Source organism: Flavobacterium soyae (assembly GCF_045348165.1).
Taxonomy (GTDB): domain Bacteria; phylum Bacteroidota; class Bacteroidia; order Flavobacteriales; family Flavobacteriaceae; genus Flavobacterium; species Flavobacterium soyae.
In genome coordinates this window covers 5,195,235-5,221,200 of the sequence record NZ_CP150845.1, presented here as the reverse complement: position 1 = coordinate 5,221,200, position 25,966 = coordinate 5,195,235, and the positions used below count along the sequence as shown (strand labels likewise).

The 25,966-nt window shown below is 34.1% G+C and carries 18 protein-coding genes and 2 tRNA genes; 11 read left to right on the top strand and 9 right to left on the bottom strand.

Annotated features, from left to right (window positions below; genetic code table 11):
* Positions 1 to 161 precede the first annotated feature (161 nt).
* The 6 genes from AABD74_RS21600 (at position 162) to AABD74_RS21575 (ending at position 10,027) form a co-directional block, all read left to right on the top strand.
* Positions 162 to 3,359, top strand: a complete 3,198-nt coding sequence (locus AABD74_RS21600; RefSeq protein WP_232678963.1) for a TonB-dependent receptor — start codon at positions 162 to 164, stop codon at positions 3,357 to 3,359.
* Between the two features lie 11 nt (positions 3,360 to 3,370).
* A complete protein-coding gene (locus AABD74_RS21595) occupies positions 3,371 to 4,969 on the top strand; it encodes a RagB/SusD family nutrient uptake outer membrane protein (protein ID WP_232678966.1) in 1,599 nt (532 codons plus the stop codon).
* A 17-nt stretch (positions 4,970 to 4,986) separates the two neighbouring features.
* Positions 4,987 to 6,045: a hypothetical protein gene (locus tag AABD74_RS21590; protein ID WP_232678968.1), complete on the top strand. Its 1,059-nt coding sequence runs from the start codon at positions 4,987 to 4,989 to the stop codon at positions 6,043 to 6,045.
* Positions 6,046 to 6,135: 90 nt separating this feature from the next.
* The gene (locus tag AABD74_RS21585; protein WP_406844257.1) at positions 6,136 to 7,368 is read left to right on the top strand and encodes a glycoside hydrolase family 27 protein; all 1,233 of its coding nucleotides are present in this window, start codon (positions 6,136 to 6,138) and stop codon (positions 7,366 to 7,368) included.
* Positions 7,369 to 7,379: 11 nt separating this feature from the next.
* On the top strand, positions 7,380 to 8,345 hold the full coding sequence (locus AABD74_RS21580) for a glycoside hydrolase family 5 protein (protein ID WP_232678972.1): 966 nt from the start codon (positions 7,380 to 7,382) through the stop codon (positions 8,343 to 8,345).
* 590 nt (positions 8,346 to 8,935) lie between these two features.
* Positions 8,936 to 10,027, top strand: coding sequence for an outer membrane beta-barrel protein (locus AABD74_RS21575; protein ID WP_232678977.1), 1,092 nt, complete (start codon positions 8,936 to 8,938; stop codon positions 10,025 to 10,027).
* A gap of 459 nt (positions 10,028 to 10,486) precedes the next feature.
* Here AABD74_RS21575 and AABD74_RS21570 read toward each other — a convergent pair whose 3' ends face one another.
* The 5 genes from AABD74_RS21570 to AABD74_RS21550 form a co-directional block, all read right to left on the bottom strand.
* Complete coding sequence (locus AABD74_RS21570; protein ID WP_232678979.1) at positions 10,487 to 11,392, bottom strand: N-acetylmuramoyl-L-alanine amidase; 906 nt, start codon at positions 11,390 to 11,392, stop codon at positions 10,487 to 10,489.
* A 33-nt stretch (positions 11,393 to 11,425) separates the two neighbouring features.
* Complete coding sequence (locus AABD74_RS21565) at positions 11,426 to 11,977, bottom strand: hypothetical protein (RefSeq protein WP_232678981.1); 552 nt, start codon at positions 11,975 to 11,977, stop codon at positions 11,426 to 11,428.
* Between the two features lie 42 nt (positions 11,978 to 12,019).
* Positions 12,020 to 13,333, bottom strand: a complete 1,314-nt coding sequence (gene rimO / locus AABD74_RS21560; RefSeq protein WP_406844256.1) for a 30S ribosomal protein S12 methylthiotransferase RimO — start codon at positions 13,331 to 13,333, stop codon at positions 12,020 to 12,022.
* Positions 13,334 to 13,496: 163 nt separating this feature from the next.
* Positions 13,497 to 15,011, bottom strand: coding sequence for an OmpP1/FadL family transporter (locus tag AABD74_RS21555; RefSeq protein WP_406844255.1), 1,515 nt, complete (start codon positions 15,009 to 15,011; stop codon positions 13,497 to 13,499).
* Between the two features lie 48 nt (positions 15,012 to 15,059).
* On the bottom strand, positions 15,060 to 16,040 hold the full coding sequence (locus AABD74_RS21550) for a hypothetical protein (RefSeq protein ID WP_406844254.1): 981 nt from the start codon (positions 16,038 to 16,040) through the stop codon (positions 15,060 to 15,062).
* 101 nt (positions 16,041 to 16,141) lie between these two features.
* Here AABD74_RS21550 and proS point away from each other — a divergent pair, with 101 nt between their 5' ends.
* The 4 genes from proS (at position 16,142) to rpsT (ending at position 18,293) form a co-directional block, all read left to right on the top strand.
* On the top strand, positions 16,142 to 17,620 hold the full coding sequence (gene proS / locus AABD74_RS21545; RefSeq protein WP_406844253.1) for a proline--tRNA ligase: 1,479 nt from the start codon (positions 16,142 to 16,144) through the stop codon (positions 17,618 to 17,620).
* A 78-nt stretch (positions 17,621 to 17,698) separates the two neighbouring features.
* Positions 17,699 to 17,770: transfer RNA gene (locus AABD74_RS21540), tRNA-Glu, on the top strand.
* A 46-nt stretch (positions 17,771 to 17,816) separates the two neighbouring features.
* A tRNA-Glu gene (locus tag AABD74_RS21535) sits at positions 17,817 to 17,888 on the top strand.
* Positions 17,889 to 18,041: 153 nt separating this feature from the next.
* A complete protein-coding gene (rpsT, locus tag AABD74_RS21530) occupies positions 18,042 to 18,293 on the top strand; it encodes a 30S ribosomal protein S20 (protein ID WP_068844538.1) in 252 nt (83 codons plus the stop codon).
* Positions 18,294 to 18,730: 437 nt separating this feature from the next.
* Here rpsT and AABD74_RS21525 read toward each other — a convergent pair whose 3' ends face one another.
* The 3 genes from AABD74_RS21525 to AABD74_RS21515 form a co-directional block, all read right to left on the bottom strand.
* On the bottom strand, positions 18,731 to 19,105 hold the full coding sequence (locus tag AABD74_RS21525; RefSeq protein ID WP_406844252.1) for a hypothetical protein: 375 nt from the start codon (positions 19,103 to 19,105) through the stop codon (positions 18,731 to 18,733).
* Between the two features lie 265 nt (positions 19,106 to 19,370).
* Positions 19,371 to 19,781 carry a response regulator gene (locus tag AABD74_RS21520; RefSeq protein WP_232678995.1) on the bottom strand — a complete coding sequence of 137 codons (411 nt, stop codon included), beginning with the start codon at positions 19,779 to 19,781 and terminating at the stop codon, positions 19,371 to 19,373.
* A gap of 4 nt (positions 19,782 to 19,785) precedes the next feature.
* Positions 19,786 to 21,495, bottom strand: a complete 1,710-nt coding sequence (locus tag AABD74_RS21515) for a PAS domain-containing protein (RefSeq protein ID WP_406844251.1) — start codon at positions 21,493 to 21,495, stop codon at positions 19,786 to 19,788.
* A 168-nt stretch (positions 21,496 to 21,663) separates the two neighbouring features.
* Between AABD74_RS21515 and typA the strand changes: the two genes are divergently transcribed.
* Positions 21,664 to 23,460, top strand: a complete 1,797-nt coding sequence (gene typA, locus AABD74_RS21510) for a translational GTPase TypA (protein WP_232679001.1) — start codon at positions 21,664 to 21,666, stop codon at positions 23,458 to 23,460.
* Between the two features lie 154 nt (positions 23,461 to 23,614).
* Here typA and AABD74_RS21505 read toward each other — a convergent pair whose 3' ends face one another.
* Positions 23,615 to 25,954: a choice-of-anchor L domain-containing protein gene (locus AABD74_RS21505; protein ID WP_406844250.1), complete on the bottom strand. Its 2,340-nt coding sequence runs from the start codon at positions 25,952 to 25,954 to the stop codon at positions 23,615 to 23,617.
* Positions 25,955 to 25,966 lie beyond the last annotated feature (12 nt).

The window sequence follows — 25,966 nt, the reverse complement described above, 5'->3', positions numbered from 1 at the left end:
GTTTTTTTAAGAAGATATAGTGAAAATATTATCATTAATTGATGAAATACTATCGATTTGATAATTGGATCTGTTATAGATTTGTTAAATAATTTCGAAGTAAAAGTTGCCCTTACTGCTTAATTATGAATTAAACAAATTTAAACTAACCAATACTTATTATGAAAAAACTAATGACTAACTTTATTCATTGGAACGCGAACCACAGAGCGGTTCCATTGATTTTATTTCTGTTACTGACAAGTAATTATATTGCTGCTCAGGGTAAAATATCGGGAACAGTAACTGATGAAAAAGGTTTATCGATTCCTGGTGCAAATATCTCGATAGCAGGATCGAAGACAACTACTTCAACTGATTTTGACGGAAAATATTCTATTGATGCTCCTTCAAATGCAACTTTAGTATATTCATTTATTGGATTTAATACACAAAGAATCGCAGTTGATGGTAAAAGAACAATCAATGTAATCTTAAGATCAAGTGCTGAAGACTTAAAAGATGTAGTTGTAATTGGTTACGGTACACAAAAGAGAAAAGATGTAAACAGTGCTATTTCTAGTATTAATTCAAAAGATATTGAAAACTTAAAAGTTGCATCGTTTGATCAAATGATGCAGGGTAAAGCTGCCGGGGTGGTTGTAAATAGCAATTCTGGTGAACCTGGAAGTAACGTTTCGGTAAGAATTAGAGGGGTTTCGTCTTTAACAGGAACAAACGAACCTTTATATGTAATAGATGGAGTGCCAATTTCAGGAGATGCAAGAAATTCATCAACTTCGGGAAGAAATGCACAGGGAAATTCTAATTTCTCTAATAGCGGTAATATAACACAAAGCCCTTTAGCTCTTATTAATCCAAGTGATATTGAATCTATTGATATTTTAAAAGACGCTTCGGCAACCGCTATTTATGGTTCTCGTGGTGCTAATGGTGTTATTATTGTAACAACAAAGTCTGGTAAAAAAGGTACTGGTAAATTATCTTTTGAAAATTCTTACACAATAAGTAACCTGCCAAAGAAACTTCATTCTATGAATCTGCAGGAATATGCAAGACATCAAAATGCTTTGTCTGCTGTATATGATCCAACTTCTTTCAGACCTGAATTTGCTCATCCTGAACTTTTAGGAAAAGGTACTGACTGGCAGGATGCAATTTATGAAACAGGATTTATGACTTCTAATCAGCTTTCTTTTTCAGGTGGTAAAGAAGGGGTAAATTACTATATATCCGGAGGTGTTTTAAATCAGGAAGGTATTGTTATCGAATCTGGATTTAAAAGATATAATTTTAGAACAAATATTGATGCTAAAGTTAATTCGTTTATAAAAGTTGGAGTTAATGTAAGCGGTGCAATTACGGATGAAAAATTAACTCTTAACGGGCAGTTTAATGGTGTAGTTGCTACGTCATTATTGGCAACTCCAGATGTTGCAGTTAGAGAACTTTCGGGTGCATTTGCCGGCCCGCCTGCTGGAGGAGCGACATCTTTTGTTAACCCGGTTGCTACTTCTTTATTAGGATCAAATACATTGGTTAGAAAAAACTATTCAGGAAATTTCTATACTCAGATTGATATATTAAAAGGTTTAGAATATCGTTTTGAGGCTGGTGGTTATATATATGATAATTTAGGTCAAAGATTTGATCCAATGTATTCGTTGGGGAATGCGGTAAAAAGTTTTGCCAATTTATATTACAGCCCATCTTCTGGTAACTCATGGAATTTAAAAAACATGCTTACTTACAGAAAAACTATTGGCAGACATAATTTTACTGTTCTTGCGGTTCAGGAGTCAAACAGAGCTCACTGGGAAGGATATACAATAACAGGTTATGGATATAAAGATAACAATGACAAATCATTGGCTGCATCTGATTTATCAAAAGCGGTTACAAATGGTGTTTATTCAGGAACTCAGACCTTGGCTTCTTATTTAGGAAGGGTTGTTTATGATTTTGGTGATAAATACAGCGTTACAGGAGCAGTAAGAACAGATGGTTCTTCTAAGTTTTTCGTAGGAAACAAATGGGGGGTTTTTAGCTCTGCCAGCGGTTCCTGGAAACTTTCTCATGAGGATTTTATGGCAAATACGAGAAAGTATGTTGATAATATTAAACTTAGAGTGGGCTGGGGACAAACTGGTAATAACCAGATTGGTAATAACTTATATGATTCTAACCTGCATTTGATTAACAGTTCAATGGGAACTTCTTATCTGCCGTCAAATACAGCTAATAAAGATTTGAAATGGGAAACTCAGGAACAGACCAACTTAGGATTAGATTTTACAATGTTTGATTCAAAACTTTCTGCAACAATAGATGTGTATCAAAAAGTTTCTAAAGATTTCTTGTATCAGGTTCCTCTGCCAAACTTTCTTTCTGGAGGTGGTGATTATGAGGGTGGTGTAAATCCTCCTTCTTTTAATCTTGGAAGTATGAAAAACAAGGGTATTGAGATTACTCTTAATTATACACAGCAATTTACACCAAATTTTTCATGGAACGCAAGTGCAAACTTTACAAAATATGAAAATGAAGTTACCAATATGGCAGGCTTAAACATTGTTAAAACAATGGGTACACTGGCTTATAATACGGTAACGGTATCGAGAACTCAGGAAGGTCTGCCTATAGGTTCATTTTTAGGTTATGAAGCAACAGGTATTTACAGAACAGATGAAGATTTATTAACTTATGGCTACGAAAATGCTGCAGGCACAAGAGTACCTTTAAAAAACGGAACAAATTCATTACAGCCAAACTTTATAAAAGGAGATGTAATTTACAAGGATCAAAATAATGATGGTATTATTGATACAAAAGATTTAGTTACTATTGGAAATCCAAATCCAAAATTCACTTACGGTTTAACAAACAACTTTAAGTATAAAAATGTTGATTTATCTATTTTTCTTCAGGGAACTTCTGGAAACAAGCTGATGAACTTAACTCGTATGTCTGGTACATTAAACAGTAATTTAGGTACAAATTATTTAACAGATGCGGCTGATTTTTATTCTGCAGACAATTTAGATGCTTCACTGCCTAGACCTTCTGCTTACAATGATATCAATAATGCGGTTTCGTCACGAATTATAGAAGATGGATCATACTTAAGAATTCAGAATGTAACTTTAGGTTATTCTCTTCCTTCTGACGTAATCTCAAAAATAAAATTAACAAGATTGAGAATTTACGCTTCTGGACAAAACTTATACACTTTTACCAAATATAAAGGATATGATCCTGAAGTTGGTTCTTACAATCAAGATGCATTATTATCAGGTGTTGATAATGGTCGTTATCCTGTGCCTAGACAAATATCTTTTGGTTTTAATGTTGAATTTTAATACGAATTAATATGAAAAATATAATAAAAAGAAGTGGTGCAGCTGCTTTGACGCTGCTAATGTTAATATCTTCTTCTTGCTCTCAGGACTTTTTAGACGTGCCTGCAGAAGGAGTGCCTACAATAGGAAATTATTACGATTCTGATGTAAAATTGGACAATGCAAGTAACGGGCTTTATGGCATTGTTTGGTTTAATATGAATAAGGAAGGTTTTTATGGTATTACCGATGTTATATCTGGTAATATGTATGCGGGGCCTTATAACGAATTTGGTAAGTTTACAGATTTGAGTTTTACTAATTCACAGTCTTTTATTGGAGATTCATGGAGATCATGTTTTGGGGCTGTTGCAAATTGTAACACATATATAAGTTTACTTCCTCAAAGTGTTGGGCCGGATGTAAGCAGCGAAGCCTTAAACAATGCTTTAGGCGAAATGCATTTTATCAGAGCTTTTTCATACTTCTTTTTGGTAAGATTATGGGGTAACGTGCCAATTATTGAAAACAATGCTGATTATTCTAAGAATTTTGTTATTCCAAGTAATCCTGTAGCAGATGTTTATACGTTTATAGAGAACGATTTAAAATTTGCTATTGCCAATTTAAGATCTAAAAACAGAGGATCTGATTATGCTGCAAATGCACACGTTTCAAGCGGTTCTGCAAAAGCTCTTTTGGCAAAAGTATATCTGTATCAAAAGAAATATGATCTGGCAAGAGCTATGGCTCAGGAAGTAATTAACAGCGGCGAATTTAAATTATTGGGTGGTGATGAACTGCCAACAAAATCTTTTGCTGATTTATGGCTTCAAAAAAATAATAACAATGAAGAGTCTATCTTTTCATGGCAGTGGACTGGTGCAGGAACTTATTTTGAGGGGAACTTTTCAAACACATTGTTTGCTCCGGAGAACAGATTAGTAGAGACTTCATATTCAGGTCAGATTGCGCCGTCTCAGGATTTAATTCATAATGTTTATGAGCCGGGAGATAAAAGAAGAGCAGAAACATTTATGCTTCCTGGAGATTATTACCCAAACCTGACTTATGCACAAACACTTGCAGTAGATTCTCCAAAACTTTTAGGATATACTTTTGAAGAAGCAAATCAAGCTCAGAATTCAGGATCCGGTTTGAAAAAATATGTAATAGGGAAAGAGAATTTACCAATAACAGGACCATTCAATGCACCATTTAATGGAGAAAGCAGTATGAATAGTTATATGATGCGTTATGCTGAACTGCTTTTAATTCATGCCGAAGCAATTTTAGGGTCACAATCAGGAAGCACTTCTGATCCTGCAGCCTTAAAATCATTTAACGCAGTACGTAAAAGAGCTGGTCTGCCAATTAAAGCTTCTATTTCATTTGATGATATCTTTAAAGAAAGACGTGCAGAATTAGCTTGTGAAGGAGATTATTATTTTGATTTAGGTCGTTTGCCATTTGCTCAGGCAAAAGCAATTTTAGAGGCTCAAAACAGAGGAGATAAGCAAACACCGAAACATATTACAATTTCGGCATCAAATCTTTTACTGCCTTATCCGGCAGATGATTTAATTAAAAATCCAAAATTAACAGAAGTAGCACCGTATACTTTTAAATAATTTTTAAAAATAAAAATATGAAAAATATAAAAATTGTTTCGTTAGCAGCATGCATGGCATGGATGTTATCTTTAATGCTTTTTACTTCATGCTCAAGTGATGACAGCAGCGCTGAGGTTTATACTGGTGCTCCTGTAATAGAATCAGTTATGCCTTCTGGTTATAATGCAGATGGAAGTCTTAAACCATTGACTCCGGTAACATTAGTAGATCCAAAAAATTATTATGTAATTCACGGTAAAGGATTGCTTACCACGAAAAAAGTATACTTTAATGATTTTGATACCTATTTCAGACCAACATTTGTAACAGATACTGATATAATTATATTGGTTGATGAAGACACTCCTTATGCTAATGCTTCTAATCAGTTAAAAGTGGTTACAGAAAGAGGGACTGTTGTGTATAATTTGACAGTTGCCCCACCGGTACCTACATTTAGCGGTTTTAATTCTATCAATTGTGCAGAGGGAGATCAGGTAATAATTAAAGGTAAATATTTCCTAAACCCTGTAGTTACCCTGGCAGAAACACCAACACAGCCTGCAGTTCCTGTTACAGTTGTATCTTCAACTTTAGAGCAGATAGTGGTAAAAATCCCGGCAAATGCAAATCACAGATATCTTTCTGTAGCTAATATATCCGGAGCAGCCGTATCAAAAGAAGCTATAGGAACAGCATTATACGATGATATATTGTATGGTGTGCAATGGGGAGGTCCATGGGCTGGAAAAGGAGTTAATTTTGCTTTTGAAGGAGATTCTTATCAGGGCGAAAAATCATGGCAATGGGAATTTGGTCAATGGGATGGAGGAAACTGGGGTTTCAATGTTGATTTAACCCCATACAAAGCATTACGTATCGCCATTAAAGGTTCAAAAACCGGACGAGTTAATTTTAGTGTAAACGGCGGAGCAAACTATGTTTTACCTGTTACAACTTCATGGGTTTATCTGGAAATTCCTTTTAGCGATTTAGGAAATCCTACGAGTCTTTGGATGCTTACCTTCCAGGAATCAAATAATGATGGAGGTAATACTGTATTATTTGATGATATAGGATTTGTATTAAAATAAATAAAGTTGCTTTTTTGAGTTAGTTTAAGATATTCCCTAATTGAAAAGTTAGGGAATATCTTTTTATAAATGTGTTTTTAATTTTATAAAATGAAGAAAATTATTTTAGGATTAGCTTTATGTGTCTCCGTTTTTGGTTTCAGCCAGGGGAATACACATACGCTGACTGCAGGAAAATTTGAAGGTCTGGCCATGACGCCGCCAATGGGATGGAATTCATGGAATACTTTTGCAACAAATATTGATGAAAAATTGGTAAAAGAAACCGCTGATATAATGGTTTCATCAGGAATGGCTGCTGCCGGTTACAATTATATAGTATTAGATGATGGCTGGATGGCCAAAGAACGTGATGCAAACGGAGATTTAGTTCCGGACCCTGTTAAATTCCCTAACGGAATGAAATCTGTAATCGATTATGTGCACAGTAAAGGCTTAAAATTTGGCTTGTACAATTGTGCCGGAACGCAAACCTGCGCGGGATATCCGGGAACTCGTGGTTATGAATATCAGGATGCTCGTTTTTATGCTAAACTAGGAATCGATTTTTTAAAATACGATTGGTGTAACACAAAAGGAATTACTGCACCAGAAGCTTATACAACCATGAGCAACGCATTAAAAACTGCAGGACGGCCAATTGTTTTCAGCCTTTGCGAATGGGGCGATAATCAGCCATGGGAGTGGGGAAAACCTGTTGGAAATCTTTGGAGAATTTCCGGAGATATTTATCCTTGCTTTGACTGCGAATTCAAACATCCTGAAAACTGGTCTTCCTGGGGATTTATGAAAATTGCCGAAATGCGAAAAGACATCCGTAAATATTCCGGACCGGATCATTGGAATGATTTTGATATGATGGAAGTTGGAAACGAAATGAACGATACTGAAGATAAATCACATTTTGCAATGTGGTGTATGCTTTCGTCGCCGCTTATTGCAGGAAATGATTTCAGAAAAATGTCAAAAGAAACATTAGCGATTTTAACCAATAAAGAATTAATCGCTGTAAATCAGGATAAATTAGGAATTCAGGGTTTTAAGCATTCAGCAGAAGACGGTTTAGAAGTCTGGGTAAAACCTTTATCTGATGGAAATTGGGCGGTTACTTTTTTAAACAGAAGTGAAGTTTCTAAAAAAATTAATTTCGATTGGAAAAAGAATGCAATAAAAGATGTAGATTTCGGCTATGAAGCTGATTTTAATAAAACTACATTCAAATTAAAAAATCTTTGGACTAATAAAGATTCAGGAAATACAAAAAAGAATTTTGCAGCAGAATTAGCTTCGCATGATTGCATAACATTAAAATTGTCTCTTTAAAATTTAAATTTATGATGAGGTTTAAAAAATTAACTACAATTTTATTCTTATTAGTATGCTGTTTTGTACAAGCACAATTTGTAAAAAAGCATGGTCAATTGAGCCTTCAGGGAACTCAGTTAGTAGATAAAAACAATGAACCCGTTGTTTTGCGGGGCTTGAGTTTTGGATGGCATAGTATGTGGCCGAGATTTTACAACGAAAAAGCCGTAAGCTGGCTCAAAAAAGATTTCAATTGCAATGTCGTGCGTGCCGCAATGGGAATCGAACTTGGAGATTACTCCTATACTAATGACCCTCAGTTTTCAAAAGAAAAAATAGAAGCCGTAATAAATGGTGCTATAAAATCTGATATATATGTAATTATAGATTGGCACAGCCATAATGTTAATTTAAAAGAAGCAAAAGCATTTTTTGCAGAAATGTCTCAAAAGTACTCCAAGTACCCTAATATAATATATGAGGTATTTAATGAACCTGATTATGAAACCTGGTGGGAAGTTAAAACCTATGCCGAAGAAGTAATAAGGGTAATTAGAGAAAATGACCCCAACAATATTATATTGGTAGGATCACCGCATTGGGATCAGGATGTTGACCTTCCTGCAGAAGATCCAATTTTAGGATATAATAATATAATGTATACTTTACACTTTTACGCCGCAACACATGGTAAAGAATTAAGGGACAGAACAGATGAAGCACTGAAAAGAGGTCTGCCTATTTTTATTTCTGAATCTGCAGGAACGGAAGCTTCCGGCGACGGAACTTTAAATGTAAAAGCATGGCAGGAATATATTGACTGGATGGAATCTAAAAAATTAAGCTGGATAACATGGTCAGTTTCTGATAAAGATGAAACTTGCTCGATTTTAAAAAAGACCGCAAAATCAGATGGAAAGTGGAAAGATGAAGACTTAAAAGAATCCGGGATCAAGGTCCGTGAGTTTTTAAGAAAGTATAATAGTCAAGAGTAAAAAAACTCTTTCGTTAATAAGTAAGCCTGTTCAGATTTGAGCAGGCTTTTTTGTTTTACGGGTGAATTTTTGATTTTGTAATAACATATTTAACGGGTGTTTTAAGGAATTTATTTTTGTAAGAAATTTTGTCAAGCTTTAGCATTGGTGGATTTTTTGAATAATAAGGATCTGGTTTTGTTTTAAATATTTGTTTTTTAATACACCCCTAAAATTTTAAGGGGTAATGTTATTTTAAAGTGTTTTTAAGTTGGTTTTTTATCTGTTTTTTGATTGTAGTTTTTAAATAGCCCAATTTTTTTGAATAAAAACACCAAAAAAACGTTATTGAATTTTCAAAAACAAAACGCTATAAATGTCAAATAACGATTATTGGCAGTTTAATTTTTGTAATCCATAATTCTTCGCTATAAACCTCAAAAAAGTAGTTTCCAATTATTCTACTCATACAAAAGTTAATAAATTCGCTAATGAAAATGAAGAGGTTTTAGGCGGAGATTCAGGGTTTTAAAAAATGACTTATACTATTAATAGATATATAAACGATTAACTAACCAAAATCAAATTAATAACTAAAAACCAATTAACACATGAAAAAAGTATTTTACATTTTAGCTGCCACTTTAACCAGTTCTTTTGCTTTTGCACAAGAGGATGAAAAACAAACTTCGCCAGCAACTACATGGGGAGGGTCTGCGGACGCTTACTATAAATATGATTTTTCTAAACAAATGAACGGATTAACGAGCTTTACCAACTCTCAGGATTCGTTTGAATTAGGAATGGCTTCGATCGAAGCAAGTCATACATTTGGAAAAGCTTCTGTTTTTGTAGACTTAGGTTTCGGAAAAAGAGCAGGAGAGTTCTCATACAATGAAACAACAGATAAAGATATAAATGCTAAATTTTTAATTAAACAATTATTTTTTACTTACCAAATTACAGACGAATTTAAAGTTGTTGCCGGTAGCTTTGGTACACACGTAGGGTATGAATTAGTAGATGCGGTAGACAATAAAAACTACAGTATGTCTTATGCCTTCTCTTATGGACCATTCTTTAATACAGGGGTTAAAGCACAATATACTAAAGGTAAATTTACTGCTATGTTTGGTATAACTAACCCAACAGATTTTAAATCGGCAATGGATGCTGGTTCAACACAAAAAACGTATATAGGTCAAGTAGGTTTTGTTGGTGAAACAGGAAGCGCTTATTTAAACTTTACATCAGGAAGTACAAACCCAATTCCTGGAAGTACAATACCGGTGTCAAATGAGAATAAAACACAATTCGATTTGACAGCTTCTAAAACAATAAGTGACAGCTTCGGACTTGGGCTTAATGCAACTTATGCTAAAACGAAACATGATTTCGATAGTACTTTAGATGGTGAATGGTTTTCAGTAGTAGGATATGCAAATTATTCATTTAGCCCATCTTTGCTTCTAGCATACAGAGTTGAATATTTTGATGCAAAAGATGCTGCTCCAAGTTTAGGAACATTAACTGGTTCTAATGTATTTGCAAATACAGTTTCATTAAACTATAAAGTTGGAAAACTAACAATAATTCCCGAGCTAAGATACGATGCTGCTTCAGAAGATATCTTCTTAGACAGTGATGCTGCTCCAACAGGAGGATCATTCTTCGCCTTGCTTGCTACAACATACTCTTTCTAGAGATAAAGATTGATATTTTTTTTTTTTTTTTTGGAGCTGTCGAAATATACTTATGTTTTGGCAGCTTTTTTATTGGGATTATTTTTTTTGTTTGATTTTGCCACAGATTTAAAGGATTATAAAGGATTTTTTTTTTGCCACGAATTTCACGAATTTTCACGAATTAAATTTTGCTTAATTTTTTATATCGCTACACGAAGAATCGTTAATAAACTTTCTTAACATAAACCGTGAAATCCATTTTTTGTGCATACAGTTTTTACCAAAAATAATTAGTGAAAATTCGTGAAATTCGTGGCAAAAAAAACATCAACTCAAAGAGTGAAAAATCTTTTTAAGCCTTTAAATCTGTGGCAAAATCTTGTATGTATATTATTATCCTTGGGAAAAATGCAAGTATAAAAAAACGCATTTCTAGACCTTTAGAAATGCGTTTTATATTTTATTGGAGATGTGTTCTTACTGAACCTGTTTTTTATATATAGAATATATTGTGTCAATTGTTTTGCGGTCAAGCGTTGAAGTTGCATCAGTTTGAATATAATGCAATTTGAAAGCCTGAATAGCTGCAGAAAGATTCTTTGTGTTGTAGCCAATAATTCTTAGCGCAGGCTCAATTTTAAAGTCAAACGGAGCTTCTTCCAGAACTTCATCCGGCCAGATTCCAAACCCTTTTTCGGCTAATGTTTTCCACGGAAATAAGGCACTCGGATCTTGTTTTCTTCCCGGAGCAATATCGGCATGGCCTAAAACGTTTTGGGTCGGAATATTGTAATCCTTTTTAAGTTTTGTCAATAATGCTACTAAACTGTTGATTTGTGCCTCAGTAAAAGGTTTAAAACCATTATTGTCTAGTTCAATTCCTATAGAAGTTGAATTTAAATCAGTATTTTTTCCCCAGGTAGAATTTCCTGCATGCCAGGCTCTTAAATAGTCATTCAGCATCTGAACAACTTTTCCGTTCTCAGAAATTACATAATGGGCACTAACCTGAGTTTTGGTTTTAGTAAAAGTATTTATAGTCTGCTGAAGAGAATCCTGAGCAGTATGATGAATAATAATAAAACTAGGTTTTCTTAAATTGAAATTTACAGTTCCAATCCATTCCGTACTAATTCCGTTTACTAAAGCCGTTGAACCCGTTTTAGATAACGTGTCTTTTATAATACCCAGCTGCGAAGCATAAGTTGTATCAATAATTAACGGGCTTATCGGCGGGATTGTTTGTGCTTCTTTACTCGTAATTTGATTTTCTAAAGTTTTTAACTGCTGGTCATAAGCTTTTTCAGTATGCTTATACGGATTTGTTGAGCAAGAAGTAATAATAATTGCTAAAATCAAATAACAAAAATGTTTTTTTGCCATGGTTAATTACATTTTATAATAGAATTAGAACAATTATTCCTGAATTTTTTCTGCAGGTTTTTCTTCTTCATTATCTTTTGATTCTTTAGAATCTTTTTTCTTTTTTGATTTTGTTTTTTTAATTTCTTTGAAATCAGCCATGAAATTAGTGTATTTCTCTATTTGGTCAGGATTTAAAAAAGCAGTGATTTTTTTTGTCATGCTTTCCTTTAGGGCTTTTAACTGCTCCATTTTTTCATCCTGGCTGCTGCTTTCATTTTTTAAAAGAATTCCCTGTTCTCTCAAACCGTCGGCAAAAACATTTGTAATAGCAATTGCCTGAAGTTCGTCAAGATTTACTACCGGTTTCATTTGCTCTACAATTTTCGCTGCAGTTTCTTCAACAGGTATTTCTTTCGGTTTACTGGTATTGCCCTGCGGTCCTCCCATCATACTTCTGTCCATGCCCATACCGCCGCCTCTTCCGTAGCCGCCGCCATAGCCATTGCCATAACCATTATTATATCCGTTACCATATTGAGCCGAAGCAAAATTGAAACAGAATAATGTAAAAACTAATATAGTTAAGTTTTGAGAAGCTTTCATAAAATTGTTTTGTCTAAGTTAATACTAGAGTTTACGGTAAATTTAAGCAGGTTCTCCGTATAAATCAAATTCTGTTGCTTCAATTATCTTGATATTAACAAATTCGCCGGTTTTTACATAATGTTTAGAAGCATCTATTAAAACTTCATTATCAACATCCGGGCTGTCAAACTCAGTTCTGCCTACAAAATGAGTACCTTCTTTTCTATCAATAATACATCTAAAAACTTGTCCCACTTTCTCCTGATTTAAATCCCATGAAATCTGCGATTGCAATTCCATAATTTCATTAGCTCTGGCTTGTTTTACGTCATCCGGTACATCATCTTCTAATAAATATGCATGAGTATTTTCTTCATGAGAATAAGCAAAACAGCCCATTCTGTCAAACTTCATTTCCTGAACAAAATCTTTTAAGATTTCGAAATCTTCCTGCGTTTCACCAGGATATCCAACAATTAAAGTAGTTCTAATTGCCATTCCGGGAACAGCAGCGCGGAAATCTTTCAATAATTGTGTTGTTTTAGCCTGAGTTGTACCGCGGCGCATCGATTTCAAAATAGAATCTGAAATATGCTGCAGCGGAATATCAATATAATTACAAATCTTAGGTTCTCGCTTCATTAATTCCAAAACATCCATTGGAAAACCAGTAGGATAAGCATAATGCAGACGAATCCACTCGATTCCTTCAACAGCTGCTAATGCTTCTAACAATTCTGCCAGATTTCTCTTTTTATAAAGATCTAAACCGTAATACGTTAAATCCTGAGCAATCAGTATTAATTCTTTAACGCCGTTTTTAGCTAAACCTTGTGCTTCCTTAACTAATTTTTCAATTGGCTGCGAAACATGAGAACCACGCATTAATGGAATTGCACAAAAACTGCAAGGTCTGTCACAGCCTTCGGCGATTTTTAAGTAAGCATAATTTTTAGGAGTAGTCGTTAATCTTTCTCCTAATAATTCATGTTTATAATCAGCTCCTAAAGCTTTCAATAATTGAGGTAATTCAGTGGTACCAAAATATTGGTCAACATTTGGAATTTCTTTTTCTAAATCAGGTCTGTAACGCTCAGATAAACATCCGGTAACGAAGACTTTGTCAACTAAACCTTTATCTTTTTTATCAGCATATTCCAAAATCATGTTTACCGATTCTGCTTTCGCATTATCAATAAAACCACAAGTATTTATTACAATAATGTTTCCTTCATCCTTTGCAGCGGCTTCATGAGTTACTTCTTTTCCGTTTGCACGAAGCTGACCCATAAGCACTTCACTATCATATACATTTTTTGAACACCCAAGAGTGATTACGTTAATTTTGTTTTTTTTTAAAGACTTGGTTCTCATACTTTTATAAATTGGAGTGCAAAATTACACTTTTTTATTCAAACACAGCTTGTTTCGGTTTCTTTTAGGTGTTTTTTATGAAGAGCTTCTTGATATTTTAGGGCCAAAAAAATCCGCCAGGTATAAACCTGACGGAAATTTCCATTCATCTATTTATTCTTAATTACAATTCAAATAATAAAGTCAAAGAAACATTGTTTAGTTTCGATGTAATGTTTGCGCCATCAGTAAATCCTGTAGCAAAGAAACCTTGATTAGATTTTCTTTCTAAATACGAATAAGCTAAATCTAATTTAGTTGCTCCAAAACTATATCCCAAACCTCCAGAATAGCTGTTTAAATCTCCAATTGTAGTTCCGTTTTTATAAGGACTTCCTTCAAAACGATATCCTCCACGTAAACTCAGTCTGTTTATTTTATATTCAGCTCCAACTCTTAACTCTCCATTTGTAGTTAATTGATTGCTCATGATATTGTTTAAGTCTCTAAAACCTGAATCGTTTGTTGGTTTGTATTTTGTGTTACTATAATCTTTAATTGCATAATCAACACTTATTAAGCCTGATTTGCCAAATACATAAGCGGCACTAAAAGTGAACTTTCCCGGGGTTTGTAAAGTGTAAGAATCATAAACGTTAACAATATCGGGATTTACAGTTTTATAAAGTTCTTGCCCGTCGCTAGCTTGTCTTGTAGTATAAAGACTTTGAGAAACTTCATCGTAAAGCTCATACCATGTATTTGATTCGTAAGCTAAACCAAGTCTAAATGCTTCTGTAACTTTTGCAATTGCACCTAATTGAAAAGAGAATCCGTTGCCATAAGTATATAATTCATTATTGAATGTTGCTGCAGAAATAGTTGGCGTTGAAGTAAGAGGGGCGTTGTTGGACTCATAAAAACTACTTGATCTCCTATAATCTGTTACATGTACATTTAAGTTTGCTCCCAGATAAATACGATCATTGTATGATGTCGCAATGTTAAAACTTACTTTACTGTTATAGCCTCTTTCGTAAATATTGTTTTCCTGATAATAACTTTGCCCAGGTTGTAATGCTGGTACGTTACTTGTGTATTGTGTGTTGCCGTCAGTATCGGAAACAGGATTTATTACAAATCCGTAATAGCCAAAATAAGCTTGTTGCTCATCATAAAACTGATCTCTGTATGGAATATTTGTAATATTGCCTAGCTCGATTCCATTAGCGTAAGTTAAAAAATAATTAGCTATCGAATTGTTAGGATTTCTTCCAGCAGAAAAAGTGTTACTGTTAAAATTATTTGTGTTCTCATAACTTGCTCCAATTGCAATTTTATTCCATCCATTATTGTTGGGATTTCGGTCTTTAAATACAAAAATTCCACCTGCTTGATTTAAAATAAAAGAATTGTCTTTGTCTGATGTTTGAGTTCCAAAATAATTAGAATTGTTTTTAATATTTTGATTGCTCAGAGTTATTCCAACCTGATTATTGTTAAAGATTGCTGATCCGGCCGGATTGACAGAAATGGAGGATAGATCCCCGCCTACAGCTCCAAATGCACCGCTCATTGCTCTAAATCTTGCAGTTCCGGTCAAGTTGTCTTGTGAATAACGAACTGCATCAGAAACTTCCTGAGAATGTGAGACGCTGACAGTTAGTCCTGTAATTAAAAGGAAAAGTATTTTTTTCATTTGGATAAGTTTTTAATGTGTAATTAGATGTACAAAAGAAGGAAAATGTTACCTTCTTCCGCCTCCACCGCCTCCGTATGATCTTCCACCGCCTCCGCCGCCAGATGATCTCATACTTCCGCCTCCGCCGCTGTTCATTGAGCGTGAAGGGCTAGGAGAGTAAGTTCTTGATGAACTGCTGTTGTTATTGTTGTAGTTGTAACTTCTGTTAGTTGCTGCAGAGCTTGATCTTCTATTAGAATAATCGTAGCTGTTACTTTGGCCTTGAGAATAACTTCTTCTGTTGCTGAAAGTCGGGCTGGAATTATAAGTTCTTCCGTTTACAGAAGAGCTTCTTCTGTAATCAGAATAACCGTTTGATCTATTGGTATAACTTCTGTTTGTTGTGTAGCTTCCTCTGTTAGTGTAGTTTCTACTGTTTACAAAGTTTCTGTTTGAAGCATAGTTTCTGCCTCCATAGTAAGCGGCAGATCCTCTTCTTCCGTAGTTATAAGAGTAGTTTCTGTAGTAACTTCCACCCCAATATCCAGGATATCCGTATCCCCATCCAGGTCCCCAATATCCAGGGTATCCCCAAGCGTAACCAGGATAACCCCAGTATCCGCCCCAATAACCGCCATATCCCCATCCGTATCCGTAATAAGGGTAGCCCCATCCAAATCCGAATGACCATGCCGGGTTAGAGTAAACGTTTACAGAAACTTCTGAATTGCTGCTTCCCCAAGCCGGGTAAGATGCAGCTGCTGTTTGTGTACTGTCGCTTTCAGCATAATTACCATAATTGTCTACATCGGTAAAAATTTCAGTAGGCTGGTTATCATCTTGAAGGGACTTGAAGTAATCTTTATATTGATTATTTGTGTTCGTGGTATTTGTTTGCGCGTATCTGTTGGTAGAGTTACCATATACACCGTCATTATCTTGATAGGATGTGTTTTGGTAAGAACCACAAGATGCTAACAGAAAACTCAGTAATCCAATTAAGTAAAAATGACTTGAGTTTTGGCGGAGAGTAATATTAGTTTTCATATCTGTGGTGTTTTTTATTGTTGCACATTACAAAAATAGTTAGTTTTGTCAAACTATTTAGTTAAAATTATTAAAACAAAATTTGTGCCAAACTATATAATATGAGTAAGAACCTTACTACACGATCAGAAGATTATTCTAAATGGTATAATGAACTGGTTGTCAAAGCAGATTTAGCTGAAAATTCAGGAGTTAGAGGGTGTATGGTGATCAAACCATACGGATATGCAATTTGGGAAAAAATGCAGGCAGAGTTAGATAGAATGTTTAAAGAAACAGGACATCAAAATGCTTATTTTCCTTTATTTGTTCCTAAGAGTATGTTTGAAGCGGAGGAAAAGAATGCAGAGGGATTTGCAAAGGAGTGTGCTGTTGTAACACACTATAGATTAAAGAACGATGAGGACAGACCTGGAAAATTAATGGTTGATCCTAACGCTAAATTAGAAGAAGAGCTTATTGTTCGTCCAACGAGTGAAGCAATTATCTGGTCTACATATAAAGGATGGGTTCAATCCTATAGAGATTTGCCTTTGTTGATTAACCAATGGGCAAATGTCGTGCGTTGGGAAATGCGTACACGTTTGTTTTTAAGAACTGCAGAATTCTTGTGGCAGGAAGGACATACCGCTCATGCTACAAAGGCAGAAGCTTTGGAAGAATCTGAAAAAATGATGAATGTATATGCTGATTTTGCTGAGAATTTCATGGCAATCCCTGTTGTAAAAGGATTTAAAACAGAGAGTGAACGTTTTGCCGGTGCAGATGAAACATATTGTATTGAAGCATTGATGCAGGATGGAAAAGCATTACAGGCCGGAACTTCTCACTTTTTAGGTCAGAATTTTGCAAAAGCCTTTGATGTGAAATTTGCTAATGCAGAAGGAAAACAGGAACACGTTTGGGGAACTTCGTGGGGAGTTTCTACCCGATTGATGGGAGCGCTGATTATGACACATTCTGACGATCAGGGATTGGTACTGCCTCCAAATTTAGCACCAATACAAGTTGTAATTGTTCCGATTCATAAAACGGATGAACAACTGGCTGAAATTACAGCTGCGGTTAATGAATTGGCTGCTAAATTGAGAAAGCTTAAGATTTCGGTAAAATACGATGACAGAACAACGCAAAAACCGGGATTCAAATTTGCTGAATGGGAATTGAAAGGTGTGCCTGTTAGAATTGCTGTTGGCCCAAAAGATTTAGAAAACGGAACTTTTGAGGTTGCAAGACGTGATAATTTATCAAAAGAAGTTGTTGCTGCAGAAAAAATCGTGGAATATGTAAATGATTTATTAAGACAGATTCAAATCGATTTATTTGACAGAGCATTAAACTATCGTAATACTCATATTACGGAAGTAAATAATTTTGAGGAGTTTAAGCAAGTTTTAGAAGGAAAAGGCGGATTTATTTCAGCTCATTGGGATGGAACTGCAGCAACCGAAGAGAAGATAAAAGATTTGACAAAAGCAACAATTAGATGCATTCCTTTGGATGCTGTTGAAGAGGCGGGAGCCTGTGTATTTACTGGGAATCCTTCTTCAAAAAGAGTGCTTTTTGCTAAGGCATATTAAAAAAAAATAATTTTTTTTGCCTCAACTATTGTGCAACTAAAAAATAGATGTATCTTTGCATCCGCATTAGAGAAGCACGGTCCGTTCGTCTATCGGTTAGGACGCCAGGTTTTCATCCTGGTAAGGGGGGTTCGATTCCCCCACGGACTACAAGTTATATTATATATTGAAGAGTTTCCAAACTTAGGAGAATTAAGGTCCGTTCGTCTAGGGGTTAGGACGCCAGGTTTTCATCCTGGTAACAGGGGTTCGATTCCCCTACGGACTACAAAATTAGTTGTAAATAAGTTTTGTAAAATAAAAATTGGTGTCTCGGTTTTTGTTTTATTAGTTAAAACCAAAGTGATTGTTTTGCAATTGTGGGAGGTTTTTCTTTTTTAACTAGTATTTATAATAATTATTACATCTAAAATTAAAGAAAATGGCAAATCATAAGTCAGCATTAAAAAGAATCAGAAGTAACGAAAAAAGAAGAGTTCTTAACAGATATCAGCATAAGACTACTCGTAATGCTATTAAAGCGTTAAGAATAGCTACTGATAAAGCTGATGCTACTGCAAAATTATCAACTGTAATCTCTATGATTGATAAGTTAGCTAAAAAGAATATCATTCATGATAACAAAGCTTCTAACTTGAAGTCTAAATTAACAAAACACGTTGCTAAATTGTAATTAACTACAATGTTACTAAATATATAAAAGTCCTCTTCTAGAGGACTTTTTTTTTGTTTATACCTCATTGAAAAATATCAATAAAAATTCCAATATTCAAAATTCAAATTCCAAATCATTTGTAAATGTATTGGAATTTAAAGTGAAAATGGATCTGACTCAATAGTAAAAATAGGTTCCGATGCTGGTTTTTATTTTGAAAAGATAGAAATATCCTGTTTTATTGTATTAAGATATATTTATTCAATATATATTCTTTTCATTGAAGGTTAATCTGCTTTATATGTTTTTGTTAAAAAATAGAAATAAGAATAGTAGTTTTTATTTTAATTTTTCTCCCGCTAAATATATGTCAGTATCATTTCTGTTAAACAAAGTGATTCGGTAGATTCCTCCTCCAACAGTTACGATTCTGTAAACAAGTAACTCATTTAAATTTAAACCGCCTGCAAAAAAAAAGTAGTAAATGCTCCTAAATTATCATTGAGAACTGCACTTACAGCAGTGTAATTATTTGTACCCGAATTATATTCCTCATGGCCAAAAATTGCGACAGCAAGCGTGCTGGCAGAACTGGATCGAACCTGTATATTTCCAGTAACCCCAGGGCTTGTTTTATCGGTTAGAAACTGTATTTCTCCTAATGTTAATGTTGTATTTGCAGGAGTATTGGCGTCCAGAGTTGTATTTGTCGATACAACTTGCGGGTATAATGCGGTAAAAACAACATCTCCGGCAGTATTTAGCCCTAATACCTTTGCCGGCGTATTTGAAACAGTAGCCGAATTGGAATTTAATTGAGTAAACCGCAATCAGCTTTCTTCAGTTGTACTGCTGTTTATTTCTAAAGTGTTGCCTGGAGTTGTTGTACCTATACCTACTTGCGCATTCAGTAAATTACCAACAAATTAGGAATGTAATGATTATTAGGTTTTTCATATTCCTTAATTTTTAAAGGATGATAATATAAGTTGTACAAAATTTTGTACTAATATAATAACTTATTAGGTACAGTTAATAATCATGATTTTTTGTGTATTGCTGTTTTAGGACTAGACAGTATTTCAGAATTTTAACTTAACTGATTTTCTTTTTAAGATATTCAAGCATAGCCTGAGTAATAGGTTTAGAAAGAAAATCTATTATAATTGGGTATTTTTTTGCTTTAGCTAAATCGTCAGGATCAATTGTAGAAGATAATACGATGACTTTTGCTGTGTTGAATTCTGCATAATCATTAGAAGTGAAATGATCTAAAAATTCCCAGCCTCCCATTACTGGCATATTTAAATCTAAAAATATTAGTTCTGGTTTTTTGTTTACTTTATTCTTGTTGTTTGTGTATTTTAAAGTATTAAAATGATGTAAAGCTTCTTCGCCATTTTGAGCAGTAATAATTTCATGCGAAAATGAAGATTTTGAAATTACTTTTTTGCATAACATCAACGTAATTGGATCGTCGTCAATGCATAAAATTTGCTCCAGCATAGCGTTAATTTTTAAATGTTATAGTAAATGTGGTGCCTTTATTGACCTCACTATCAATACTAATTGTTCCTCCCATAGTTTCTACCTGAGATTTTACAAGATACAAACCTAATCCTTTACTGTCAGGATAATTATGAAATCTTTGGTAAAGTCCAAAAACTTTGTCACGGTTTCTTTCCAGATCAATTCCAATTCCGTTGTCTTTAAAGGTTAAAATGGCGTGATGATCTATTTGCTCTGCTGTAATTGATATTTTTAGTTTTCTGTTTTCAGATTTGTATTTTATTGAATTTGTCAGCAGATTTAATAAAATGCTTTCAATATAAGCCTTATTAGTGTTTAAAAGCGGAACCCTGTCAAACTTTAGTTTAATAATAGGTTTATGTAATTCTATTTGAAAAGAGAGCTGGCTAAAAACATTTTCGAAAACTTCTTTTAAAGATACCTCTTCTTTTTGCATCGAAGGATTGTCTTTAATGATAATTACTTTTACTAAATCATTTATGGTTTCGTTCAATAAATGTGTTGATTTTGTAAAACCGGCCAGAATTTCTTCCAGTTCTTCGTTCTCGATAGGAATATCTTCGATAAGATTTAAAAGTCCGATTAAATTTGACAATGGTGCGCGAAGGTTGTGCGATGTTATATAGGAGAACTGTTTTAGATCTTTATTGTTTTGCGTAAGTTCCCGAATAAGATGTTCTTTTTCTGTTTCCAGTTTCTTTTCATCAGTAATATCTCTTTGAATAGAAATCCAGTGTGTAATTACTCCCTCGTTATTGAAAATTGGAATCATTGCAAAACGAACCCAATATTCTTCTTGTGTTTTTGTATATGTTATGGTTTCAATTACACATTCTTCTTCATTTTTTATGGCCCGTAAAAGTTTTTTTAATTCCTCTGAATCAGATTTTGGGCCTTTAAATATATTGGTTGACTTTCCGATAATTTCATCTGACTGATAACCGGACATTTGCGAAAATGCTGGATTTACGTAAACAATTTTCGGTATTTTACGATCGTGTGAGTTGGCTTCGGTAATCAAAATAGAGTCTTTAGATTGTGTAATTACAGTTTCTAAAAGTTTTAATCGCTGTTCTTCTTCTTTTTGTTTGGTAATATCCTGAATAGCCCCAATCATTCTAATGGCTCTCCCGTTTTCATCTTTAAGTAAAAAACCTCGGTCCAAAACATATTTATAAGTTCCGTCGGCGCATCTAAATCGGTATTGATCCTGCCATTTTTCTGTTTTTTGCTCAATAAAAGAGTATAATTTGATAGACATTCGAATGCTGTCTTCGGGATGAATTTTGTCAAACCACCACTTTGAAGTCTTTCCAACTTCTTCCGGATTATAGCCAAAAACGCTTTCAATTCCTTTGTTCCAATTTATGGTGTCTTCCTGAATTTTCCAGTCCCAAATAGTGTCACTTGTTGCCTTTGCAACAATGTCGTATTTTTCGTTTGATTCCTTAATTTCTTCGTTTGTACTTTTTAATTTCTGAAAAATAGAAATATTTTTAGTTTCATTTACTGAAAGTATATATTTGAAGATGAATGCAGTAGCTATTATGAAAAAGACATCTTTTGCGAAAAACAAATAAGAATATTTTGCTTCAAAAAAGTGGTCTGTGAGTAAATTATGGCAGACTATTGCCATAATTAGCGATATGATAACGTAAACGAGAGTAATTTGGAGAGTTTTACTTTTCATTACTCAAATATAGTTAAATTAACTATAATTAAACAATAAGTAAAGTTCATTTTGAGGTTCAAATTAACAGTAGATTAATGAACTAATTACTTGTATATACGCAAACTATCGCAGAAACGTTTTTTTTATCAAAATAAAGTGTACTTTTGCACCCATTAAAAATAACAAATGGAATCTATTAGAAATATTGCAATTATTGCCCACGTCGATCACGGTAAAACCACTTTGGTTGATAAAATTATGTATCACTGTCAATTATTTCGTGAAAACGAAAATACAGGTGATTTAATTCTTGATAATAACGATTTAGAGCGTGAGAGAGGTATTACTATTACTTCTAAAAACGTTTCTGTTCAGTACAAAGGAACAAAAATCAATATTATTGATACTCCGGGTCACGCCGATTTTGGAGGTGAAGTAGAACGTGTATTGAACATGGCCGATGGTGTATGTTTGCTAGTGGATGCTTTTGAAGGACCAATGCCGCAAACGCGTTTTGTATTACAAAAAGCTATTGACTTAGGTTTAAAGCCATGTGTAGTTATTAATAAAGTTGACAAAGAAAACTGTACTCCTGAAGAAGTTCATGAAAAAGTTTTTGACTTAATGTTTGAATTAGGTGCAACTGAAGAGCAATTAGATTTCCCAACTGTTTACGGTTCTGCTAAAAACAACTGGATGTCTGATGACTGGAAAAACCAAACAGAAAACATTGAACCATTATTAGATATGGTTATTAAAAATGTTCCTGCTCCTAAAGTTTCTGAGGGTACTCCGCAAATGTTGATTACATCTTTAGATTTCTCTTCTTTTACAGGTCGTATCGCTATTGGGCGTCTTGAAAGAGGTGTTTTAAAAGAAGGAATGCCAATTTCTTTGGTAAAAAGAGATGGTAAAGTTATCAAATCAAGAATTAAAGAATTACATACTTTCGAAGGTTTAGGCCGTAGAAAAGTGGAAGAAGTTGTTGCCGGAGATATTTGTGCAATTGTTGGGGTTGAAGGTTTTGAAATTGGTGATACTATTGCTGATTTTGAAAATCCGGAAGCTTTACAAACTATTGCTATCGATGAGCCAACAATGAGTATGTTATTTACAATTAACGATTCACCTTTCTTTGGTAAAGAAGGTAAATTTGTTACTTCTAGACATATTAGAGACAGATTGACAAAAGAGCTTGAGAAAAACTTAGCAATGAAAGTTGGAGAAACTGATTCTGCTGATAAATTCATGGTTTTTGGTCGTGGTGTATTACACTTATCTGTACTTATCGAAACAATGAGAAGAGAAGGTTACGAGCTTCAAATTGGTCAGCCGCAAGTTATCATCAAAGAAATTGATGGTAAAAAATGTGAGCCAATTGAGGAATTAACTATCGACTTACCAGAAAACCTTTCAGGTAGAGCAGTTGAATTCGTAACAATTCGTAAAGGAGAAATGCTTTCTATGGAAGGTAAAGGAGAGCGTATGATTATTAAATTTAATATTCCATCTCGTGGAATCATTGGTTTAAGAAATCAATTGCTTACTGCTACTGCTGGTGAAGCTATTATGGCGCACCGTTTCATCGGGTACGAACCATACAAAGGAGAAATTCCTGGACGTAACAACGGTTCATTAATCTCTATGGAAAACGGAAAAGCAATTCCTTACTCTATTGATAAATTACAAGATCGTGGTAAATTCTTCGTTGATCCTAACGAGGATATTTATGAAGGTCAGGTTATTGGAGAGAATACTCGCAGCGACGATATGACTGTTAACGTTACTAAAACGAAAAAACTTTCAAACGTACGTTCTTCCGGAGCTGACGATAAAGCAAGAATTATTCCTGCTATCAAATTCTCTTTAGAAGAAGCTTTAGAGTACATTCAAAAAGATGAATATGTTGAAGTTACTCCAAAATCTCTTCGTTTAAGAAAAATTTACTTAAGTGAGACAGATAGAAAAAGATTTAAAATCTAATTAGATTTAAATTTCAATATAAAATCCCAAATTCCAATAGGAGTTTGGGATTTTTTTATGATTTAAACCCGAATTTTTATACAATTGGAATTTAGATTTTAAGTATTGGAATTTGGATTTTATACGAAGCCTCGGGATTGGAATTTCAAAAAAATTATCTTTTCAAACTAAAATGCCCTTTCACATTTCTGCCGTCTGCAAAAATTAAAGTAAACCAATAATCATCAGAAGGAAGCGGCTGTCCGTTAAGAATACCGTTCCATCCCGGGCTGTTTTGGTTCATTTGTTTTAAAAGTTTTCCGTAGCGGTCAAAAATATTTAAGGTATAATTGGGCAGTAAATTTGAGTCACCAATAAGCCATAAGTCGTTGTAAGTATCGCCGTTTGGAGTAAAAAATCTAGGATAATCTAAAACATATACAACAAATACATTAGACAATCCGCAGCCATTTTTATCTCTTGCAGCTGCATTATAAGTTCCGGCTGGTACACTTGTAAATAGCGGTTCGTTTTGAAAAGTTTCTCCGTCTAATGAAAATTCATAATTTCCAACTCCGGTATATTCAATTGAAACAGAATTATCATTTCCTGAAAAATCTTTTACAGCTGCATTCGTTATGATTGCAGGTTCAGATAAAATAACCTTAAAATCTTTTGTTTTTTCGCAGCCATTCGCATCAGTTACGGTTACTGAATAATCGCCGGGAACAGTTATGACAGTAGAATTTGAAGTTTCTCCGTTGCTCCATAAATAACTGCTAAAACCAGCCGCTACAGATAAAGTTGTATTTCCATTTTGGCATAAAAATACAGATTCATCCTGAAAATTTGGCGGATTAAAAGTATTCACAACAAGATCGACAGGTACAACATCATAACAATCCGGTCCGTTTACAACTCTGGCATATATCCTTTGATTATAAGCTGTTGTATTTTTAAAGATATTAGGTAATGCATTTATTTCAACCAAAGCATCATTTGTATTTAAATAATAAGCAGCAATTAATCCGTTTGGAAGACCTGAAGTTACTACTGGCGTAACTTCTGCATTCAAATCAAATTGATAAAGCCCATCCTGAATTTCGTCTCGGTCACAAGTACTTATTGGACTAGGGTCTGGAATTGATGTAGGAGCAATTTTTAACGTTACTTCGGCAATTTTAAAACAGCCAAATTCATTTTCTAATCTGGCATATACAATTTGATCTGCATATTTATTGATATACATTTCAGGTTTTACAATTTTATTTGTTTTAGTCTGCGCCTGCGCCAATGTTTCATAATACCCTTCATTAATAATATAAGCAGCATTATTTTTAACAATATTGTTCGCTTTATCTAAATTGAAAATTGAAATTCCATCTGTATTGTCATCACATTGAAATAAAGAAGTATTTGCGGAAAGAATTTCGGGAGCATAATCAATTTTTATTTCTCCGGATAATACACATGTTGTACCAATAACAGTAGCCTCAACTTTGTAATTTCCTGCACTTACAACCTTATAAGCTGCATTTGTGCCAAGGGTATTAGTAGGGTCATCTTTTCTAAACCATCTAAAAGTATAAGTTGCGGGATCAAGATTGCTGTCAAGATCAATTTCTTCTCCAAAACAAGCAGGATTGTTTGTGGCAGTAGTACGATCTTCACCAAGCAAAATTTTTGAAGCAAAACTTCCGGCTTCAAGGAAAATTGCAGATTCCAGATATCTATAAGTGTCATCGGCCACGACAAGTTTTACATGATATGTTTTTCCGGTAGTAACTGTAGTCTGCGCAGTCATAACAACAGTTTGTCCGGCATAATTTACTGGACTGGTATTGTTATTTAGGCCATGAAAATAATTTTCATTTGAAGCTGCACAGCCTTGATAATTAATTCCTCCAGGCCTTGTACCGGGTTCAATTTTCGGGCGGATATTTACAGAAGAAACAGGTGTAGTTGTATTAGGTAATACAGCTAAATTTTTATAAGGATCAGTAGTTCCTGCTTCTTTAATTAAAAAAGCAAATCCATCTGAAAACTGACACGGATAATCGTACTGATACTCATTTGACGCAAAAATATAATTAAAACTTAATGCACTTGTATAAGCAATAAAATCAAATTCTAATACCGTTGCGTTTATAGAATGAATACCTAATATCTGATCGAGATCACTGTCGCCAAGCCAGTTAGGGCTGTCGCTGCTTGTAAGGTCACTAACAAAAGGCCCAACGGCACTTTCGGCTGTAGATGTTGCCAGTACTATTCCTTCGGCAAAAGGGAAATTGCTTCCGTTACTATTAAAATAAGCAAAACTTTGTTTACCCGGCCTAAAATTATCACCTGTACCGGTTGAACCTGATGCAGCAGCGCACGAACTATTCACCAGAATATTTTCAATAAGTTGCTGCGGTGTTTTTTGATCATCAATAGTAATAAATTGCGCATTTACCTTTGTAGATAAACAGCATAAAAACAGAATAATTAAAAAACTTTTTGCCTGATTCATAGTATAGCAAAT

What these genes read in the sequence shown, in the direction of transcription:
- AABD74_RS21600 (WP_232678963.1), top strand. Translation starts at nt 162, where the DNA reads ATGAAAAAACTAATGACTAACTTTATTCATTGGAACGCGAACCACAGA.
- AABD74_RS21595 (WP_232678966.1), top strand. Translation starts at nt 3,371, where the DNA reads ATGAAAAATATAATAAAAAGAAGTGGTGCAGCTGCTTTGACGCTGCTA.
- AABD74_RS21590 (WP_232678968.1), top strand. Translation starts at nt 4,987, where the DNA reads ATGAAAAATATAAAAATTGTTTCGTTAGCAGCATGCATGGCATGGATG.
- AABD74_RS21585 (WP_406844257.1), top strand. Translation starts at nt 6,136, where the DNA reads ATGAAGAAAATTATTTTAGGATTAGCTTTATGTGTCTCCGTTTTTGGT.
- AABD74_RS21580 (WP_232678972.1), top strand. Translation starts at nt 7,380, where the DNA reads ATGATGAGGTTTAAAAAATTAACTACAATTTTATTCTTATTAGTATGC.
- AABD74_RS21575 (WP_232678977.1), top strand. Translation starts at nt 8,936, where the DNA reads ATGAAAAAAGTATTTTACATTTTAGCTGCCACTTTAACCAGTTCTTTT.
- AABD74_RS21570 (WP_232678979.1), bottom strand. Translation starts at nt 11,392, where the DNA reads ATGGCAAAAAAACATTTTTGTTATTTGATTTTAGCAATTATTATTACT.
- AABD74_RS21565 (WP_232678981.1), bottom strand. Translation starts at nt 11,977, where the DNA reads ATGAAAGCTTCTCAAAACTTAACTATATTAGTTTTTACATTATTCTGT.
- rimO (WP_406844256.1), bottom strand. Translation starts at nt 13,333, where the DNA reads ATGAGAACCAAGTCTTTAAAAAAAAACAAAATTAACGTAATCACTCTT.
- AABD74_RS21555 (WP_406844255.1), bottom strand. Translation starts at nt 15,011, where the DNA reads ATGAAAAAAATACTTTTCCTTTTAATTACAGGACTAACTGTCAGCGTC.
- AABD74_RS21550 (WP_406844254.1), bottom strand. Translation starts at nt 16,040, where the DNA reads ATGAAAACTAATATTACTCTCCGCCAAAACTCAAGTCATTTTTACTTA.
- proS (WP_406844253.1), top strand. Translation starts at nt 16,142, where the DNA reads ATGAGTAAGAACCTTACTACACGATCAGAAGATTATTCTAAATGGTAT.
- rpsT (WP_068844538.1), top strand. Translation starts at nt 18,042, where the DNA reads ATGGCAAATCATAAGTCAGCATTAAAAAGAATCAGAAGTAACGAAAAA.
- AABD74_RS21520 (WP_232678995.1), bottom strand. Translation starts at nt 19,781, where the DNA reads ATGCTGGAGCAAATTTTATGCATTGACGACGATCCAATTACGTTGATG.
- AABD74_RS21515 (WP_406844251.1), bottom strand. Translation starts at nt 21,495, where the DNA reads ATGAAAAGTAAAACTCTCCAAATTACTCTCGTTTACGTTATCATATCG.
- typA (WP_232679001.1), top strand. Translation starts at nt 21,664, where the DNA reads ATGGAATCTATTAGAAATATTGCAATTATTGCCCACGTCGATCACGGT.
- AABD74_RS21505 (WP_406844250.1), bottom strand. Translation starts at nt 25,954, where the DNA reads ATGAATCAGGCAAAAAGTTTTTTAATTATTCTGTTTTTATGCTGTTTA.